This is a genomic window from Staphylococcus sp. HL28 (genome assembly GCF_021117155.1).
Taxonomy (GTDB): domain Bacteria; phylum Bacillota; class Bacilli; order Staphylococcales; family Staphylococcaceae; genus Staphylococcus; species Staphylococcus warneri.
Genome location: NZ_CP088218.1, coordinates 1,044,606 through 1,062,137, shown reverse-complemented (window position 1 = coordinate 1,062,137; position 17,532 = coordinate 1,044,606). Strand labels below are relative to the sequence as shown.

Below are 17,532 nucleotides of genomic sequence, written 5' to 3'. Positions count from 1 at the left end.
CAAAATAACAAGTTAATTTTATCATTTTCTAAAATAACCGACTCCCAGATTTCTATCATCGGTTAATTGAAAAATTGTCAATATTGCTTGTTCATATTAACAGAACATTTGATAAATGAAATGCTTAGTTAAGACTTGTGTATTTTACTATAAATGTAACATGTAAAAATATAATTTTATAAAATGGTTCGATTTCAATACACGAAGTCTTATTACATATTAAAATTATATTTTTAATCCAAACAAAATATATCAATATTACATTAAAATTGCAACTATAAATTAAAAAAGATTTTACGTATTTATCTCTATTAACCTTATAAAAAAGATTTTACGTATTTATCTCTATTAACCTTATAAAAAAGATTAATAGTTTTCTACTACATTTTCATAACAAAAACCAGGTTGTTTAAACAACCTGGTTGGCATCAAACTTCTTCAATTTCATCTTCTTCAACAATAAATCCCATTGTATTCACACTATTATTAAGGAAAGTCAGTACATAACGCATTACTTGGTCTCGTTCTGGTTCATTATGAATCTCATGGTATAAACCATTCCATACTTTATAATATAATTCATTTGTTACTAGTTTATCTTTAAATGTTTCAGTTGCATTGATTTCTGAAATGATATCTTCACTACCTGTCATAATTAAAGTTGGTAATGGTTTTATATCTTTGATGTGTTCCATTGTCTCTTTCATCATTTCATTTACAAGGTTATACCAATGATAAGTCACTTTTTTCAACATTAATCCATCATTGACTGTATCTTCAATAACTTCATCATTACGTGTTAGGTCTTGAGCTGTGATACCAATTTTAAATCGAGTATCTTTCGATACTTTACCTACATTAGAGAGTAATTTATTCTTTCTATCCTTACCTGATTGTTTAAATTCTAATAAAGGCGAAATAAGCATTAAACCTTCAACGGGTAATTCAATTCGCTCTAATAAGTTAATTAATATCAAACCACCTAAACCTACACCAAGTACAAATGTTGGTATCTTATACTCATTAGCAATTTTAATCCATTCTAATATATTCTCATGATATTCATTAAAATCTTCAATTTGTCCTTTATTAGTTCTTGACGTTTGGCCTTGTCCAGGTAGATCACCCATTATGACATGATAACCATTTCTTCTTAACATCGTAATAACATAGGCATAACGCCCAGTATGTTCTAATATATTATGAGCAATGACAACAACGCCTTTTGCGTCATTTTCAGTTTCCCACTTCCACATTCTTAAATTGCCCCTTTTTCAATAATCTTCAATAGCATAATTATAGCAAAACATTACAATTGATTGCCATTTTAATCTATTAACTTATACACACTGAGTTATATTATTTTTACACTGTGTAATATTACTAAAAACATTATTAAATTCTTTATGTAAACGCTTTCTCAAAAATATGTTTCATGATACACTATTTTAAAAGTACCAATGATATTTGGTTATGGAGGTATGTACGATGGGAGTTTTCAAAAATGTATTTATAGCTTTGTCTAATAACAGTTATTTAAATAATGCTGCTAAACAAGTTGGTCCAAGACTTGGTGCCAACAAAGTAGTAGCTGGTAACACAATTCCTCAATTGATAGAAACAATTGAGTATTTAAACGAAAACAAAATTTCTGTTACCGTTGATAACTTAGGGGAATTTGTGACGACAGAGCAAGAAAGTCAACAAGCTAAGCAAGAAATACTAGATATTATGGAAGCCATAAACCAATACCATGTTGATGCACATATGTCAGTCAAATTAAGTTTATTAGGTAGTGAATTTGACTTAGAACTTGCATATCAAAATTTGAGAGAAATTTTGCTTAAAGCTAATGAATATGGCAATATGCATATCAATATAGATACTGAAAAGTATGATAGTTTACAACAAATTATTGAAGTTTTAGATAGATTAAAGGGAGAATTCAAAAATGTTGGTACAGTGATTCAAGCTTACCTTTATGATGCTGAAAAGCTGATTGATAAATATCCTGAGTTACGATTAAGACTCGTTAAAGGTGCATATAAAGAAGATGCCTCTATTGCATACCAAACTAAAGAAGAGATTGACGCAAATTATATTAAAATAATTGAAAAAAGACTTTTAAACGCGCGTAATTTCACTTCAGTTGCAACACATGATCATAATATTATTAACCATGTGAAACAATTTATGAAAGAAAATCATATCGAAAAAGATCAAATGGAGTTCCAAATGCTATATGGTTTTCGTTCAGAGTTAGCTCAATCAATTGCCAATGAGGGCTATCATTTCACAGTATATGTCCCTTATGGTGATGATTGGTTTGCTTACTTTATGAGAAGATTAGCAGAACGCCCACAAAATTTATCATTAGCAGTTAAAGAATTTACAACACCAGAGACATTGAAAAAAGTTGGCGTTTTATCAGCTATTGGTATATGTGTTGCTTCTCTTGTAGGGTTAACTACTAAGTACTTACGTAAATAAAATGATATAAAAAACTGCCCACAAAATATTAATTTTGTTGACAGTCTGTACAGGCTGAGAAATAAATATATATTTCAAGTTACATTTATATTTAGGCAGTCGTTGACTATGAAGTCATTCTTTTTCTTATAGACATTAGAATGACTTACACATGCGTATGGACTCATGTGTTCAAATTAAGCTTTAGAGGTATACATGAACTAAAATTCATACATAAAACCGTCTAAGTAATCAATTACAAAGACGGTCTAATGTATCAAGCTTTTTCATTTCTAGTCAACCTTGCCCGGTGGGACGGGCCCCAAACATAGAGAATTTCGAAAAGAAAATCTACAGGCTATGCAAGTTGGGGATGGACAACGATAAAGAAATACTTTTTCTTTAGAAATTAGTATTTCTTATGCATGAGTTTCACTCATGTATTCCTATTTTAAAGTACACATTAGCTGTGGCTAATGCGTAAGAACCACTACATCATAAATGATTAGTGGTTCTTTATTATTTCTGTCCCACTCCCTTCTTGTTTAAAATTGTTTCATTAAATTAGCCATTTCAATTGCACTTACTGCCGCTTCAGAACCTTTATTACCTGCCTTAGTTCCTGCACGTTCAACTGCTTGTTCAATACTTTCCGTAGTCAATATACCAAATATAACAGGAACATCAGTTGATTCATTAGCTTTTGACACACCTTTTGCAACTTCATTACAAACATAATCATAATGAGATGTCGCGCCTCTTATGACGCATCCTAATGTGACTACTGCATCATATTTACCTGTTTGAGCTAACTTTCTAGCAACCATAGGAATTTCAAAAGCACCTGAAACATAAGCGACATCAATATTATTTTCGTCAACATCGTGACGAATAAAAGTATCCTTAGCACCCTCTAGCAAACGTCCTGTAATAAAATTATTAAATCTACTCACTACAATAGCAACTTTTAAATCTTTACCTACTAATTTTCCTTCAAAATTCATTTTATGATCCTCCTAAATTAAATGTCCCATTTTTTCTTTTTTAGTTGTCATATAGTCATGATTATATTGTGTTTCTGGTACAATCACTTCTATACGTTGTTGAATATTAATGCCATATTCTTTTAATCCTTCAAATTTCTTTGGATTATTACTTAATAAATTTACTTTTTCTATTTCAAAATATTTAAGAATCTGTGCAGCTATATTATAATCTCGTAAATCTTCATCGAATCCTAATGCTAAATTAGCTGTAACAGTATCATAACCTTTTTCAATTAATTCATAGGCACGCAATTTATTCATAAGTCCAATGCCACGACCTTCTTGAGGTAAATAGATAATCATACCACCGTGTTGCTCAATATAATTCATCGAAGCTTCTAATTGAGCGCCACAATCACATCGCTGGCTATGGAAAATATCACCCGTAAGGCATGCAGAATGGATACGTACATTTTCATGTGATCTAATATCTCCTTTAGTTATAACGACGATTTCTTCTTCACTATAATCGGTTGTAAAACCATACATATCAAATGTCCCAAAATCGGTTGGCATTTTTACTTTCGCATTGAGTTTTACATGTGATTCATTAACTTGACGATATTCTATTAAACTTTCAATCGTAATCATAACTAATTGATGTTTCTCTTTAAATGCTTGGAGATCTTCACCCTTAGCCATAGACCCATCATCATTCATAATTTCACAAATCACACCTGCAGGTTTAGCACCTGTTAATTTAGCAAGATCTACTGCCGCCTCTGTATGCCCATTTCTTTCTAACACACCATTATCTTTAGCAATTAAAGGAAATAAATGACCCGGACGGTTAAAATCTGAAGCTTTTGCATGCTCATCGATTAGCGCTCTTGCAGTTAGTGTTCTCTCATTCGCACTGATACCTGTTGTTGTATTCTTATGATCGATACTTACAGTAAAATTAGTCCCAAACACGTCTGAGTTATTTGATTCCATCGGATGGAGATCTAAATGTTCACTAATACTTGAACTGATAGGTGTACAAATTAACCCACGACCTTCTCTAGCCATGAAATTAATTGTATCGTCTTTCATCCATTCAGTTATTGCTATTAAGTCGCCTTCATTTTCTCGATCTTCATCATCAACTACAATAATACTTTCACCTTGTTTTAAAGCTTCTAAGGCTAATTCAATACTGTCGAACTTCATGTTTATTGCCTCCCCTAAAAACCAAACGCTTTTAGTTTTTCTTCTGTTAAACTTGATTGATTATGATTTAAAATATTTTCAACATATTTGAATAACACATCTGATTCTAGATGTACGTTATCTCCCACTTTTTTACTAGATAAGATTGTGGAACGTCTTGTTTCAGGAATCAAATGAATATCAAAAGCATCCGAATGAAGATCGAAAATCGTTAAACTTGTACCATCAACTGTTATCGATCCTTGCTTAACCATTTGATTAAGTATGGATTTAGATGCTTTAATTTGGATAATCATTGAATTAGCAGATTCATTAATTTTAGAAATCGTTCCTAAATCATCGACATGACCTAACACAAAGTGACCACCAAATCTGCCGTTTCCACTCATCGCTCTTTCTAAATTAACTTTCGTATGACGTTGCACATTAGAGAGGTAGGTTTTATTTTCAGTACCTTTAATCACTTGAACTGAAAATGTTTGATCATCAAAATCAATGACAGTCAAACACGCACCGTTCACACTAATTGAATCACCAACATGCATGTCTTCTAGTATTTTTTCGGCAGTAATTACTAATGTTCGAACTGAATTTTGATTACGAACTTCCTGTACCGTTCCTATTTCTTCAATGATGCCTGTAAACATTTGTAGTCACTTCTTTCTCAAAACTAATTTAATATTTTGATGTATTAACATGGAATTAACAATTTCAAATTGAGTTGTATCTGGTAATGATATAATTTGGTCCGTTTGGAAAAATTGATACTTACCAGAACCACCTATTATTTTCGGGGCAAAATAAAGTACAAGGTGATCTAAATGATCTGATTGGAGAAATTCTGAAGTAATTTCGGGACCTGCTTCGACTAACAGTTTCCCGACACCTTTCTGATATAAATCTTTTAAAATAGATTTAATCTCGCATTGCTCCATATATATAATAGTTACATTACTATTGTCTACTGTTAAATTTTTATTTTCTGTATAAATCCAAATGGGAGAAGCGTTGTCATGGAATAGTTGTTGACCAAAGTCTAATTTGCCACTTTTACTAAGTATGACACGAATTGGATGTTTACCGTCAGCTATCCTTGTCGTGTACAAAGGATCGTCAGCTTCTATCGTTTTACGTCCAGTTAACACTGCATCGTGACTATGACGTAATTGATAAACATCTTTTTTTACATCCTTATTAGTAATCCACTTACTCTCGCCATCATCGGTAGCTTGTTTACCATCTAGACTAGCTGAAACTTTAACTGTTAATTCGGGAATACAATTCCTCTTAGCAGTGAAGAAATCTTGATAAAGTTGTGCTGCAACGGCATTATATTGAAATTCAACTTCAATGCCTGCATTTTTCAATATGTCATCACCTTTTGAAATAAGCGTAGTATCTTTAACAGCATAAATGACTTTTTGAATACCCGCTTCGATGATTTTATCTACACATGGTGGCGTTGAACCATGATGTGTGCATGGTTCTAATGATACATAAATTGTCGCACCTTTTGCTTCTGATTGTGCCATGTCTAAAGCTTGAACTTCAGCATGTTTATCACCTTTTCGTAAGTGTGCACCAATACCAACTATTCTACCGTCTTTGACGACAACTGAACCTACAGGAGGATTAACACCTGTTTGTCCATCAACCATTTGTGCAAGTTGAATAGCATAATTCATAAATTTACTCAAAATATCACCTCTAAAATTAAAAAGCCTTACACCAATGAAATGATACATTTCAAGGCATAAGGCAGAATCATATATCTTTAAACAAGCATATTTATATCTAAAAAATATAAACATACTTCTTCATACACATACTTATACAAATATATGTTAATGTCGATAAACGTTATTCTTTCTCCCATCCAGACTTTAACTGTCGGCTCTAGAATTTCACTAGATCAGCCACTAACAATTGTTAGCAGGTCGCAGGCTCATATCACTGCCGGTTGGGAATTTCACCCTGCCCCGAAAGAATTTTATATGAAATTGTTAAAGGTTAATTGAGTATTGTAGTATGATTTACTACAATTCAAATCATACTATACCTTTTTCAAAAATACAATTACTATACATTGTACTTAATTAAAGTAATACTTTTAAATTAAATCATCGGATTTTGTTTCTCTTTTTAATAAAATATGGATCTAAAAATAACCGAATATCATTAATAAACGCTAATTGCTTTCTTCATTTATATTTTCAAAGTCTTGTTGAGTGTCATATAATCTATCAACAGCATTAGCCACTTGATTAACAATCATTTTGACACCGTTTCTAAGTTTATTTACGCCATTTGTCATTTGTCCTATCGCAATGACATTGGTTAAAGTTCCAAATCTAGGACTAATAACTTGGTTCGTTTCAGGAATAATCTGTATACCACCCATGGGATGAGATTGTACAATTTGTCTATTTTCTAAATTACGAATTAATTGATCATCTTCATCTAACTCAGACAAATGATTTTTAGATCCAGTTGCATTAATAACTACATTAAAATCTTCAATGTCATTCTCATTTTCATATTGTAAATGGAATAATCCGTCCTCATGATAAACATTTTTTAAATTTTTACGGATAATCAAAGCCTCTTTTTCTAATAACTCAATAAGTAATTTCGCAGTTCTAGGAGGCATTGGATTAGAATTGAGTTGAATCATTTTCGTATATTTCTCTTGGAATTTTTGTTGATCTTCAAAACTTAAACTATTCCAAATCCAATTTAAATTTTCCTTTAAGTATTCAATGATACTTTGGAATATTCCCATTTCTTTTTCATGTTCTAAATCAAACTTTAAATCATTAATATGATTTCCAGTTCTTCTATTGATTAATTTTTCAAAATTTATACCATAGTCGCTACATTCTTTTAAAAATAAATCTACTGCTATATCTAAAGGGACATTCCCATAATTCTGTGCTTGCAAATCATTAAACTTTTGTTTTGTTAAATGTGTAAATTCTATATCTACCATTTGACCTCTTACACTCGGTAAATTGGCAGATCGACTTGTCATTAATATAGGCAATCTAGGGTGGTGTGCAGTAACATATCGAATAACATCTAGACTTGCGAGACCAGTCCCAAGAATTGCAATTCTATCATCTTCATTTACATCATCTAATGAATTGTATGTAGGATAAGGCGTGGGTTTAAAGCCTTTTATACCTTTTAAATGATATGGATCGTGATATGCAAATGTACCAAAGGTTAAGAATAAGTAATCGTATTCTCGCCATTCTTTCATATCATCTGAGGTACATACGTAATATTTAAGATTTGTTTCGTCTACTTTTGAAGTCGTAAATATTTCACTTACTTTATGATTGATAATTGTTATATTTTCATATTGCTCATCAAATTTGGATAAATATGATTTCATATAATGTCCAAATACAAAACGTGGTAAATACGTAGGATTATCGAATTCAAATTCCTGCTGTTGTTGATACCATTTCCAAAACTCTTCATCATCATCTAAATTTAAACTCATTTTTTTAGATGGCATATTAATAAGTAATTCACTGCTATCATTTTGAAAAGGAACACCCTGTCCCATATTATTGCGGTCATCATACACATCTACTTTTAGTTTTTCAAAATGGTCATGTTTGACAAGTTGACGTAAAACACTGACACCAGCTGTGCCCATTCCTATTATAGCTACTCGCATTGTTATATCATCCTTTTTCTATGATCTATTTCTGTGATGAACTTTCTTAATGAGTCTTTTCAAGTTCACGCATTATCAAAGATTAGATTTTCATATTTACTCTTATATATCCTAAACTTCAATAATTTAATCCTTTTCAATTTATGCTAAAATCTTTCTAAGAGGTGATGAAATGAAATTAATTTCTAAAATCATAGCACTCACTATTATAATATTCTTATGGATGACACGTCATAATAAAGCTAAATAATAAAGTTAACGTATACAAAAATGCCTACAACAGTTATTACCGTTGCAGGCATTTTTCAATATTAGGTTAATTATTTCTTCAAATGATCTTTATCATCTTTATAAACATATAATTTGAAATATTTACCTTCAGTTTTCATATCTTTATAAAAGTCCGCGATGATACTGGCATTACTTTCAGCCCATTTAATGTCAGTTGCATATTGATGTTCACCAGGATTCTTAGGATTCCATCTCATACTGTATAACGTGTCTTGATCTTCATGTTTTAAGAAATGATTATGAATGAAATCAGCACCACCATAAATGGCTTTTTGAGGTGTGTCCCAACCATGTTTTTTTGCATATTCAGCACCTGTCTTAACAGGATCTTTATCTAATGCCCCTACACCATAAAAGTTGTAGTATTTCTTACCATCAATTTCGACACCTTTAGATAATTCACTTTTAGCAGCACCAGTTTCTAATAACGCATGTGAAATTAAATATACTTCATTTACGTGTTTATCTTTCGCTGCTTTTGTAAAGTCATCAGTATGTTTCAATAAAGTTGGTCGATCAACTAACATACGCTTAATTCTTTTTTCATCAATACCTTGATATTTAGATAAATCTAAAAACTGATATTTTTGTACGTCACTATCGATAAATTGACTACTATCCATAGCTGATTTTATTTCAGTTGATGATGCATCTCTCCACGCATCATTGTTTTTATTCGATACTTGTTGACTCGTATAGTTATCTATTTGTTTCTTTGCAGCTTTATCTAAAGTTACATCTAATTTCTCAATCTTTTGTTCTTCTTTTACGTGTTTAAAGAAGATTTGGTCAGAAACCATTGAGAAAAAGATAATTGCGCCAACTACAAAGATAATCAGCAATCCTAAAATTGCAACAATAGATCCCTTTTTGTGCTTCGTCATATTCACACCTCTTAGGTCAATGTTGTTATACTTTTTCAATTGTATTACGATAATAAAGTTTAACATTATTAATTCTGATTCACAATTTAATATATACTTTGTTACAAATTCATAAATAAAAAGTAATAAAAATGAAACTTTTGAGATGAAAAAGATTTAGACAACAATATTGACACTATCTTAAGGAAAATGATGCACGGATTATAAACATGCAAATTACATATGATAGTGTCAATTCAATTTCTATGTCTAAACCCTTACTATTATTTATTATGATTTTTATATTCCATCATGATAAAACTTGCAGCTTGTGATCTATTTTTATAAAAATATTGATTTAAATCAATTGTGCCTTCAATTTCACCGTCTCTATATTTCATTTCATTAGTAAAATTATTAATCATCACAAAATCCGAACGATCTTTAATACGATCTAAATCATCATTGCGTGCGAAAAAATGTTCTAAATTTAAGTGTGCGTAATCCATACGTACCTCCTATCAAATTTTGCTCTATTTAAACAATAAGACAATATAATTGTAAAATTTAAACACCTAGTTATTTTCTATGCTTACTATTTAACACCTATTTTTACAATTAAGCAAATGAAAATTTTTATTAAATATTTTAAATTCATTTTATCCGGAAAAACGCTTTATGTACATAAATAGGAGTAAACTTTGGAATTCAATATTATCTATCAAGAATACAACAAAATCATACATTATTTGTTAAAAAGATATCAAATCACGTATAATTATGACGAGTTTTATCAATTACTGTTAATCCAATTATGGCACTTAACTCATAATTATCAACCCTCAAAATCTAACAAATTATCCTCTTATCTATTTATTAGGTTAAACTATTACCTTATCGATATATTTCGCAAAGAAAACCACAAATTATCTACTATAAATATCGATACAACAATCTACTCAAAAAATGAACCCATACAATTTTTAAATGAAGATGCATTACTTTTGCAAGATATTTATTATCTATTAAATAATCAAGAAAAACAATGGTTAGATTTAAAATTATTGGGTTATAAACAATACGAAATCGCAAATATAATGCATCTTTCTATATCGACTATTAAGAAAATCAAAAAAATAGCACAATCCAAAATCATGCAACATTTACAATACAACCTAGAAAAGGAATGACCACATGAATCAAATTACAACATCTCAATTATTATATATTCAAACAGAAATAGGTCCAAAAAGTGTTACTCGATGTCATTATCAACAATATGCCATTTCGCTCCCGCTTACTATCAATAATACGTTAATATATCTATTAGAGTTACATCAAAAATCATTACCACTTCAAAAGAAACTTGCTAAACGACTACTTCAAATTAATAAAAAGATACCTCTTTTCGTTAATGAGACACTCATCTTGTTCCCTCTTAAAAATCATCGATCGCCCATTCAAATATACATTAATGCATACTATATAATAGGAATTCAATCAAAAAGCGATGCCACACTCATACAGTTTTCTAATTCTAAATCTCTAGTAGTAGATGAACCTTACACTTCTATAATAAAAAAATGGCAAGAAAGCTTACTTCTTTGCCATTTGATTACACATTCGTATTCTGCTTATTAAATTTATATTCTAATAACTTTTTAGTAAAAAATGCAGTTACCTTCTTAATTAAGAACAGAGAAACAATCATCAATAGAATCGCACCTACGATAATTAATATCACTGTTACTGTTGATAAAGTGACTTGTGGATTAATAAAATAATTAACAGCTGTGAGACTTGTAATTAACCCAAAAAGAAAGCCACCTAGTAATATCACATATGTAAAAACGATTCCCATCAATAAGAGAATTAGACTGAACGAACTTATATTTTTTTGACTAAATACTTGAGTTCTTAAAAATTGATTTGAAAATTTGACAGGTTTATTTAAAACATCGGTCTCATGTTCATTCAATTGGTTCAATTCCTGATTAAGTTGTTCTTTTTCTTTATTATTTAAGAACCATAATTGCTTTTTTACTCTAGCACTAAATGTCTTTTTATCCATAGCTAGAATTGCACCTCTACTCTAATTGGTTATTTATATATCATAGATGACTCTGAACAATCATTCAATTCTAAATTAAAAATCTTAATAAGAAAAGCCAATCTAACGTACATTGTTTACTTAAAGTAAAAAGTTGAAAATATGTACGTGCGATTGGCTACTATTATGACTTAAACTTCATCTTCTATCAATTAAATGATTATTTATAAAATTGATAACCCTGAACTTTGAATATCTTTAGCAAAGCCTTTGACTGTATCAATAGATAGTTCTTCTACATCTCTACCTAAATTATTATTGACCTTCTTAACAACATCCGCAGGACATGTAATGATATCAGCACCAATTTCATCAGCTTGAATGACATTAAATAATTCACGGCAACTAGCCCATAATAATTTAACGCCTTTTTTACTATGTGTAATTTCAACAGCTTCTTTCATTAATGGTAATGGATCTACACCAGTGTCAGCGATACGACCAGCAAATACTGATACATATGTTGGTACACCTTCAGTTACAGCTTCAGTAATTTCTTTAACTTGTTCAATCGTATAAACAGCAGTTACATTCAGTCTTACTTGTTTAGCTGATAAAGCTTTAATTAATGGAATGGTAGAAGTACCATCCGTTGTAACAATAGGAATTTTAACAAATACATTGTCCCCATATTGTTTTAAGATTTCCGCTTCTTTCTCCATTGTTTCTAAATCATCTGCGAATACTTCAAATGAAATTGACGCATCCGGAATTTCTCTCACCGCTTCTTCAGCAAATGCTTTGTAATCTGTTACACCAGCTTTTGCCATTAAACTAGGATTAGTTGTAAATCCATCAACCTGTTTGTTTTTGTATGCTGCCTTCATTTCTTCGATATCTGCACCATCTGCAAATACCTCTACATTTAATTGTCTCATTATGAATTCCTCCTTGTTCGATAACATTGATTTAATGTTATTGATTACTATGGTTAAGTATGTAAACTCTTTTATTTAACATAACTTCATTAATTATTTATAAATAATTTATAACATGCTTTTGAAATGTAAGCGAATTATTTGCCTGTATTATAGGATTTCAAATTTCAACATATTTTTTACATTAATTTATACTATTCTCATATCCTAAAAAATGGTAGTATATTGTAATGATAACCATCTAGGAGGATGCGCATGTCAAAATCTAAAATCTACTTTTATATTACATTAATCTTATTAGCGATAAGCTTTTTCTTTAATACAAATAATCCTTTTTTGAATAGTGTTTTAGGTTCATTCGTTAAGCTGATCATTGCATGTAGTGTGATCAATGTCATTATATTGATTGCTTCAGTGATATTTGCAGATAAATCTATCAAACACGCACGTGAAAAGCAAGATTGGATAAGAATTGGCAGTAAATTTTTACCTATTCTTATTTTTATCGTAATTATTATTCATATTTTATCCTCACTAAATACATATGGTTTCCTTTTTTAATGTATTTTGTAGTTAGGATATATTCAAGTCAACCTTTTCTATAAGAATTGGTTGATTTAGCTTTATATATGGCATTCAACTATTCAAGATATATAATCTAATTTTTAAAAACAGACCAAATTGAAGGGACTTTTGAAAATGCAATATTTATATATTTTTATCGGTGGTGCCTTTGGTGCATTATTGAGGTATCTGTTTTCTTTCCTTAATCATGGGCATGACTTACCTATTGGCACACTTAGCGCCAATTTAATAGGTGGATTTTTCATGGGATTTTTGTCTGCTTTAACGCTTAAGCTATTTGACAACAATCCATTATTTAAAAAAGCTATCACTACAGGTTTCATGGGTGCATTGACTACATTTTCTACATTTCAATTCGAACTCGTACAGATGTTTAATCAGCAACAATGGTTGAATTTAATGATTTATGCTGTAATTAGTTACATCCTTTGCATTCTTTTATGTTTACTAGGTAAGAAATTAGGTGAGCAGTTATGATAATGACAATAATATTAGTTATGGTTGGCGGCGGTATCGGTGCGATGATCCGCGCGATAATATCAAATTATTTCAATCAATTTATTACCAAATTACCTGTTGGTACATTGATAGTTAATATTATTGGATGTATGTTAATTGGCATCATATCTGGTTTATCACTTCACATCAATTGGGTAAATCCATTTTTTGTGACAGGTGTTTTAGGCGGATTAACGACATTTTCAACGTTATCTAATGAACTTGTGGGCATGATATCACCTAAATTTAAGCCAATACCTTTTATCATTTATACACTCTTACAATTTGTAGGTGCTTTTTTAAGTTGTTATTGGGCTTATTATTTATTTCAATAGTTGATGATATATTAAAACCACGTCCCCTTTTTATTTTGAGGACGTGGTTTTGTCTTTTTTATTGGCCATTAAATTCTGATGGATCAGGTCCAATTCTTTTATTTTGATTAAGGTCATCTAATTTTTTTATTTGGTCATCATTTAATTCAAAATCTAATATATTTAGATTTTCATCTATACGGTGTGGTGTCACTGATTTAGGAATAGTTACTACTTGATGTTGATAGTTCCATCTAATAATTACTTGTGCTGGCGTTTGCCCAACTTCTTGTGCTACCTGATTTACTATTTCATCATCCAATATTTGTGCATTCATTAATGGCGACCAAGATTCCATCACGATATTTTGAACATCTAAATATTGTCTTAACTCTTTTTGGGTTAAGTATGGATGAAACTCAACTTGATTGATGACTGGTTTAATAGATACTTGAGCTAGTAATGCTTCAAAATGATCTACATTAAAGTTACTCACTCCAATGTTTTTAACTCGCTCTTGTTTATATAAATCTTCCATACCTTGCCAAGTATCTATCATTAGTGCTTCATTCGTACCAGGCCAATGCATTAAATATAAATCTAGATAATCTAAATCTAATCTTTTTAAACTATTTTCATAAGCTTGTTCAACATTTTCTCTACCAAAATCTTCTAACCATAATTTTGAAGTAATAAATAAATCCTCACGTTTTAAACCAGTGGATTCAAGTCCTTCTTTAATACCTTGGCCTACTTTTTCTTCATTACCATATACCTTTGCTGTATCGATACTTCTATATCCATTTTCAATTGCGTATTTAACAGCATTTGTACAATCATCATTATTTTCTACTCTAAATGTACCTAGACCAACTTTCGGCATTGTGTGGCCATTATAAAATTTTATATTATCCATACATTCCCACTCCTTAAATACAATTTCAATATTTCTATACCCTATGAAAGTAAATCAAACTCAGATTAAACATAAGTCATATAAAATTCAATTTCTGTGCTCAAAACTAAAAAAGCTAGTAGAGTGAAAAACCTCTACTAGCTTAGTTGATATTTAATTAAAGGATTCAATTTGTTCCATGATTTGTTGTAAATCATCGACATTATACTGAATACGTCCATGGAATACAAATTTGTTAAAGAATTCATCAAGTTGTTCTGGCCCAACTAATACTTTGACATTACTATTTTGAGCATAGTTAGAAATAGTAACATCCCCTTCATTTTTAGGGTTAAAGTAAAGAATGGATGTTGGTGTATACTTGGTATTCAATTTACTTTGTAAATCACCTGCTACATTCTGTATTTGTTGAATTTCGTCCGAATAGTTTATAAATGATAATGATTTTTGGTCATTATTTTGATCAAGTACTAATGTTTGTGGAGTTGATTGATCTAATTCCAACGTATTAAATACTTGTTCCATTGTTGGTAACTCAGAAAATTGAGCACCGCTAATACCATTGTATACATGACCTTTTAGTAATTGAGAGTCAATAATATATAAACCAGTACGAGTAAGAACGAGATGACTAATTCTTTCAATTTTATTTAATTCATTAGTTGGAAGGAAAATATTAGCCATGATATGCATATCTTCAGGACGAATACGTTTTTCATTGACTAAACGCTCACGAATACCAATTAATCGCATATCAGTTATATATTCACTATGATTTTTAGAGAATAGCTTTAATGCATCAATTTCTCTTTCTTTACTATTTACTGTAGCTTCATAATCTTCTTTTTGTTTTGTAACTGTCTTTTTATTCTCAATACGTTCTTTTTCTAAAGCTTCTTCATGAGATGCCTTTATACTTTGTTCTTTTTGTTGGTATTCTTCTTCTGTTTGTTGCTTAATCTTTTTCTTACTATTTAAAGCAATTAAAAATAGTACAAAAAAGATAAATGCAATGACTACTGCAACAATTAACCCTATACCAATAGGTGAAGATAAACTCATCACATCAACGCTCCTTTTATATGATCAATACAATTAATTATAAAACATAATGATGACATTTTCGACATCTAGTCGCAATTTATCTTATTTATATTTCAAACATCCCATAACTTATTTCGTTTAAGCTTTGTTAATCGTATCTTTTAAAACGTTGACTTTATCTAATTTTTCCCATGGTAATAATACGTCAGTACGTCCAAAATGTCCGTATGCAGCTGTTTGTTTATATATAGGTTGTTTTAAATCTAACATTTTAATAATACCAGCTGGTCTTAAATCAAAGTTTGCTCTAACCGCTTCTACTAAATCAGTCTCTGACACTTTACCTGTTCCGAACGTATCAATCGCTATAGATACTGGTTCAGCTACACCAATTGCATATGCAAGTTGGACTTCACATTGTTCAGCTAATTCTGCAGCAACAATATTCTTCGCTACATATCTAGCAGCATAAGCAGCAGAACGGTCTACTTTAGTTGGATCCTTACCACTGAAGCAACCACCACCGTGGCGTGCATAACCACCATACGTATCTACGATAATTTTACGTCCTGTTAATCCAGCATCCCCTTGTGGTCCACCAATTACAAAACGTCCTGTAGGATTAATATAGAATTTTGTCTTATCATCCATTAATGATTCCGGAACAGTTGGATAAATAACATGTTTTTTAATATCTTCTTGAATTTCTTCTAAAGATTTATCTTCAGCGTGTTGCGTTGACACAACAATAGTATCAATACGTTTAGGTTTATCATTTTCATCATATTCTACAGTGACCTGAACCTTACCATCCGGACGTAAATAGTCTATAATGTCATCTTTACGTACATCTGATAGACGTTTCGCTAATTGATGAGATAAGAAAATAGGTAACGGCATATAAGTATCTGTTTCATTTGTGGCATAACCAAACATTAATCCTTGGTCACCTGCACCAGTTGCTTCAATTTCTTCTTCTGAAATATCATCACGATATTCTAATGCTGTATCAACACCTTGAGCGATATCTGGTGATTGTTCATCAATTGCAGTTAATACCGCCATCGTTTGTGAATCGTAACCATATTTGGCACGCGTATAACCAATGTCTTTAATTGTCTCTCTTACAACTTTCGGAATATCTACATATGTTGTTGTTGAGATTTCACCTGAAATTAATGCCATTCCAGTTGTTACTGTTGTCTCACAAGCCACACGTGCATTAGGGTCGTCTTTAAGAATTTCGTCTAAGATTGCATCAGAAACCTGATCAGCAATTTTATCTGGGTGTCCTTCAGTTACTGATTCTGAAGTAAATAATCGTTTATTGTTAGTCATGTTTTGCTCCTTTTAAAATATATTACGATAATTCTCTTTTATTTGAGCTAAATAAAAGAGCCTTCTACTACTACCTAGATAGAGTGAAGGCTCTTATACGTCCATTCGCTCTTATCGTTCAGACATTATAGGTCTGCAAACGGTTTGGCACCTTTCTTTTTATATGTAAAAAGAGGTTGCTGGGTTTCATTGGGTCCATATCCCTCCACCACTCAGGATAAGAGAATCCGTTAAAATTAATACTACCTAATTAGAGAATTAATGTCAATTTATGATTTAAGTTATTTTAGTAACAATTTACGGTGGATTAATTAAATTGATATGTTATACTATTGAAATG

General features: G+C 30.7%; 19 protein-coding genes and 2 riboswitches. Of the genes, 6 read left to right on the top strand and 13 right to left on the bottom strand.

Annotated elements, in window-relative coordinates; translation table 11 throughout:
* Positions 1–428 precede the first annotated feature (428 nt).
* Positions 429–1,256, bottom strand: coding sequence for an alpha/beta fold hydrolase (locus LPC11_RS05290; RefSeq protein ID WP_023372989.1), 828 nt, complete (start codon positions 1,254–1,256; stop codon positions 429–431).
* 232 nt (positions 1,257–1,488) lie between these two features.
* Between LPC11_RS05290 and LPC11_RS05285 the strand changes: the two genes are divergently transcribed.
* Positions 1,489–2,490, top strand: a complete 1,002-nt coding sequence (locus LPC11_RS05285) for a proline dehydrogenase family protein (RefSeq protein ID WP_023372991.1) — start codon at positions 1,489–1,491, stop codon at positions 2,488–2,490.
* A gap of 524 nt (positions 2,491–3,014) precedes the next feature.
* On the opposite strand, the gene ribH is transcribed toward LPC11_RS05285, so the two are convergent.
* The 7 genes from ribH to LPC11_RS05250 form a co-directional block, all read right to left on the bottom strand.
* The gene (gene ribH / locus LPC11_RS05280; RefSeq protein WP_231307374.1) at positions 3,015–3,473 is read right to left on the bottom strand and encodes a 6,7-dimethyl-8-ribityllumazine synthase; all 459 of its coding nucleotides are present in this window, start codon (positions 3,471–3,473) and stop codon (positions 3,015–3,017) included.
* A 12-nt stretch (positions 3,474–3,485) separates the two neighbouring features.
* The gene (locus LPC11_RS05275) at positions 3,486–4,667 is read right to left on the bottom strand and encodes a bifunctional 3,4-dihydroxy-2-butanone-4-phosphate synthase/GTP cyclohydrolase II (RefSeq protein WP_023372993.1); all 1,182 of its coding nucleotides are present in this window, start codon (positions 4,665–4,667) and stop codon (positions 3,486–3,488) included.
* Positions 4,668–4,681: 14 nt separating this feature from the next.
* A complete protein-coding gene (gene ribE / locus LPC11_RS05270; RefSeq protein WP_023372995.1) occupies positions 4,682–5,314 on the bottom strand; it encodes a riboflavin synthase in 633 nt (210 codons plus the stop codon).
* Between the two features lie 6 nt (positions 5,315–5,320).
* A complete protein-coding gene (gene ribD / locus LPC11_RS05265) occupies positions 5,321–6,364 on the bottom strand; it encodes a bifunctional diaminohydroxyphosphoribosylaminopyrimidine deaminase/5-amino-6-(5-phosphoribosylamino)uracil reductase RibD (protein WP_231307373.1) in 1,044 nt (347 codons plus the stop codon).
* 163 nt (positions 6,365–6,527) lie between these two features.
* Positions 6,528–6,658, bottom strand: a riboswitch (FMN riboswitch).
* A 197-nt stretch (positions 6,659–6,855) separates the two neighbouring features.
* A complete protein-coding gene (locus tag LPC11_RS05260; RefSeq protein ID WP_023372998.1) occupies positions 6,856–8,355 on the bottom strand; it encodes an FAD/NAD(P)-binding protein in 1,500 nt (499 codons plus the stop codon).
* A 320-nt stretch (positions 8,356–8,675) separates the two neighbouring features.
* Positions 8,676–9,530 carry a peptidoglycan release complex glucosaminidase SagB gene (locus LPC11_RS05255; RefSeq protein WP_023373000.1) on the bottom strand — a complete coding sequence of 285 codons (855 nt, stop codon included), beginning with the start codon at positions 9,528–9,530 and terminating at the stop codon, positions 8,676–8,678.
* 263 nt (positions 9,531–9,793) lie between these two features.
* Complete coding sequence (locus LPC11_RS05250) at positions 9,794–10,018, bottom strand: hypothetical protein (protein WP_023373002.1); 225 nt, start codon at positions 10,016–10,018, stop codon at positions 9,794–9,796.
* 192 nt (positions 10,019–10,210) lie between these two features.
* On the opposite strand from LPC11_RS05250, the gene LPC11_RS05245 reads away from it, so the two are divergent.
* Together LPC11_RS05245 and LPC11_RS05240 are read left to right on the top strand one after the other, a co-directional pair.
* Positions 10,211–10,699 (top strand): sigma factor, encoded by a 489-nt coding sequence (locus LPC11_RS05245; RefSeq protein ID WP_023373004.1) that lies wholly within the window; start codon positions 10,211–10,213, stop codon positions 10,697–10,699.
* A gap of 4 nt (positions 10,700–10,703) precedes the next feature.
* Positions 10,704–11,150, top strand: a complete 447-nt coding sequence (locus LPC11_RS05240) for a competence protein ComK (RefSeq protein WP_023373006.1) — start codon at positions 10,704–10,706, stop codon at positions 11,148–11,150.
* On the opposite strand, the gene LPC11_RS05235 is transcribed toward LPC11_RS05240, so the two are convergent.
* Both LPC11_RS05235 and LPC11_RS05230 read right to left on the bottom strand, forming a co-directional pair.
* On the bottom strand, positions 11,125–11,580 hold the full coding sequence (locus LPC11_RS05235) for a hypothetical protein (RefSeq protein ID WP_023373008.1): 456 nt from the start codon (positions 11,578–11,580) through the stop codon (positions 11,125–11,127). The two genes, LPC11_RS05240 and LPC11_RS05235, sit on opposite strands and share 26 nt — an antisense overlap.
* 203 nt (positions 11,581–11,783) lie before the next feature.
* Positions 11,784–12,497 (bottom strand): transaldolase, encoded by a 714-nt coding sequence (locus LPC11_RS05230; protein ID WP_002452135.1) that lies wholly within the window; start codon positions 12,495–12,497, stop codon positions 11,784–11,786.
* Positions 12,498–12,752: 255 nt separating this feature from the next.
* Between LPC11_RS05230 and LPC11_RS05225 the strand changes: the two genes are divergently transcribed.
* The 3 genes from LPC11_RS05225 to LPC11_RS05215 all read left to right on the top strand — a co-directional run bounded on the left by LPC11_RS05225 (position 12,753) and on the right by LPC11_RS05215 (position 13,915).
* The gene (locus LPC11_RS05225; RefSeq protein ID WP_023373010.1) at positions 12,753–13,058 is read left to right on the top strand and encodes a hypothetical protein; all 306 of its coding nucleotides are present in this window, start codon (positions 12,753–12,755) and stop codon (positions 13,056–13,058) included.
* A gap of 138 nt (positions 13,059–13,196) precedes the next feature.
* Positions 13,197–13,559: a fluoride efflux transporter CrcB gene (gene crcB, locus LPC11_RS05220; protein WP_023373012.1), complete on the top strand. Its 363-nt coding sequence runs from the start codon at positions 13,197–13,199 to the stop codon at positions 13,557–13,559.
* Positions 13,559–13,915: a fluoride efflux transporter FluC gene (locus tag LPC11_RS05215; RefSeq protein ID WP_226956346.1), complete on the top strand. Its 357-nt coding sequence runs from the start codon at positions 13,559–13,561 to the stop codon at positions 13,913–13,915. The genes crcB and LPC11_RS05215 overlap by 1 nt, the downstream gene beginning before the upstream one ends.
* Before the next feature lie 58 nt (positions 13,916–13,973).
* Here LPC11_RS05215 and LPC11_RS05210 read toward each other — a convergent pair whose 3' ends face one another.
* From LPC11_RS05210 to metK, 3 genes are all read right to left on the bottom strand, one after another.
* On the bottom strand, positions 13,974–14,810 hold the full coding sequence (locus LPC11_RS05210) for an aldo/keto reductase (RefSeq protein ID WP_023373016.1): 837 nt from the start codon (positions 14,808–14,810) through the stop codon (positions 13,974–13,976).
* A 153-nt stretch (positions 14,811–14,963) separates the two neighbouring features.
* The gene (locus tag LPC11_RS05205; protein ID WP_023373018.1) at positions 14,964–15,872 is read right to left on the bottom strand and encodes an NERD domain-containing protein; all 909 of its coding nucleotides are present in this window, start codon (positions 15,870–15,872) and stop codon (positions 14,964–14,966) included.
* A 120-nt stretch (positions 15,873–15,992) separates the two neighbouring features.
* Complete coding sequence (metK, locus tag LPC11_RS05200) at positions 15,993–17,192, bottom strand: methionine adenosyltransferase (RefSeq protein WP_107566447.1); 1,200 nt, start codon at positions 17,190–17,192, stop codon at positions 15,993–15,995.
* 108 nt (positions 17,193–17,300) lie between these two features.
* Positions 17,301–17,416, bottom strand: a riboswitch (SAM riboswitch).
* Between the last annotated feature and the right edge of the window lie 116 nt (positions 17,417–17,532).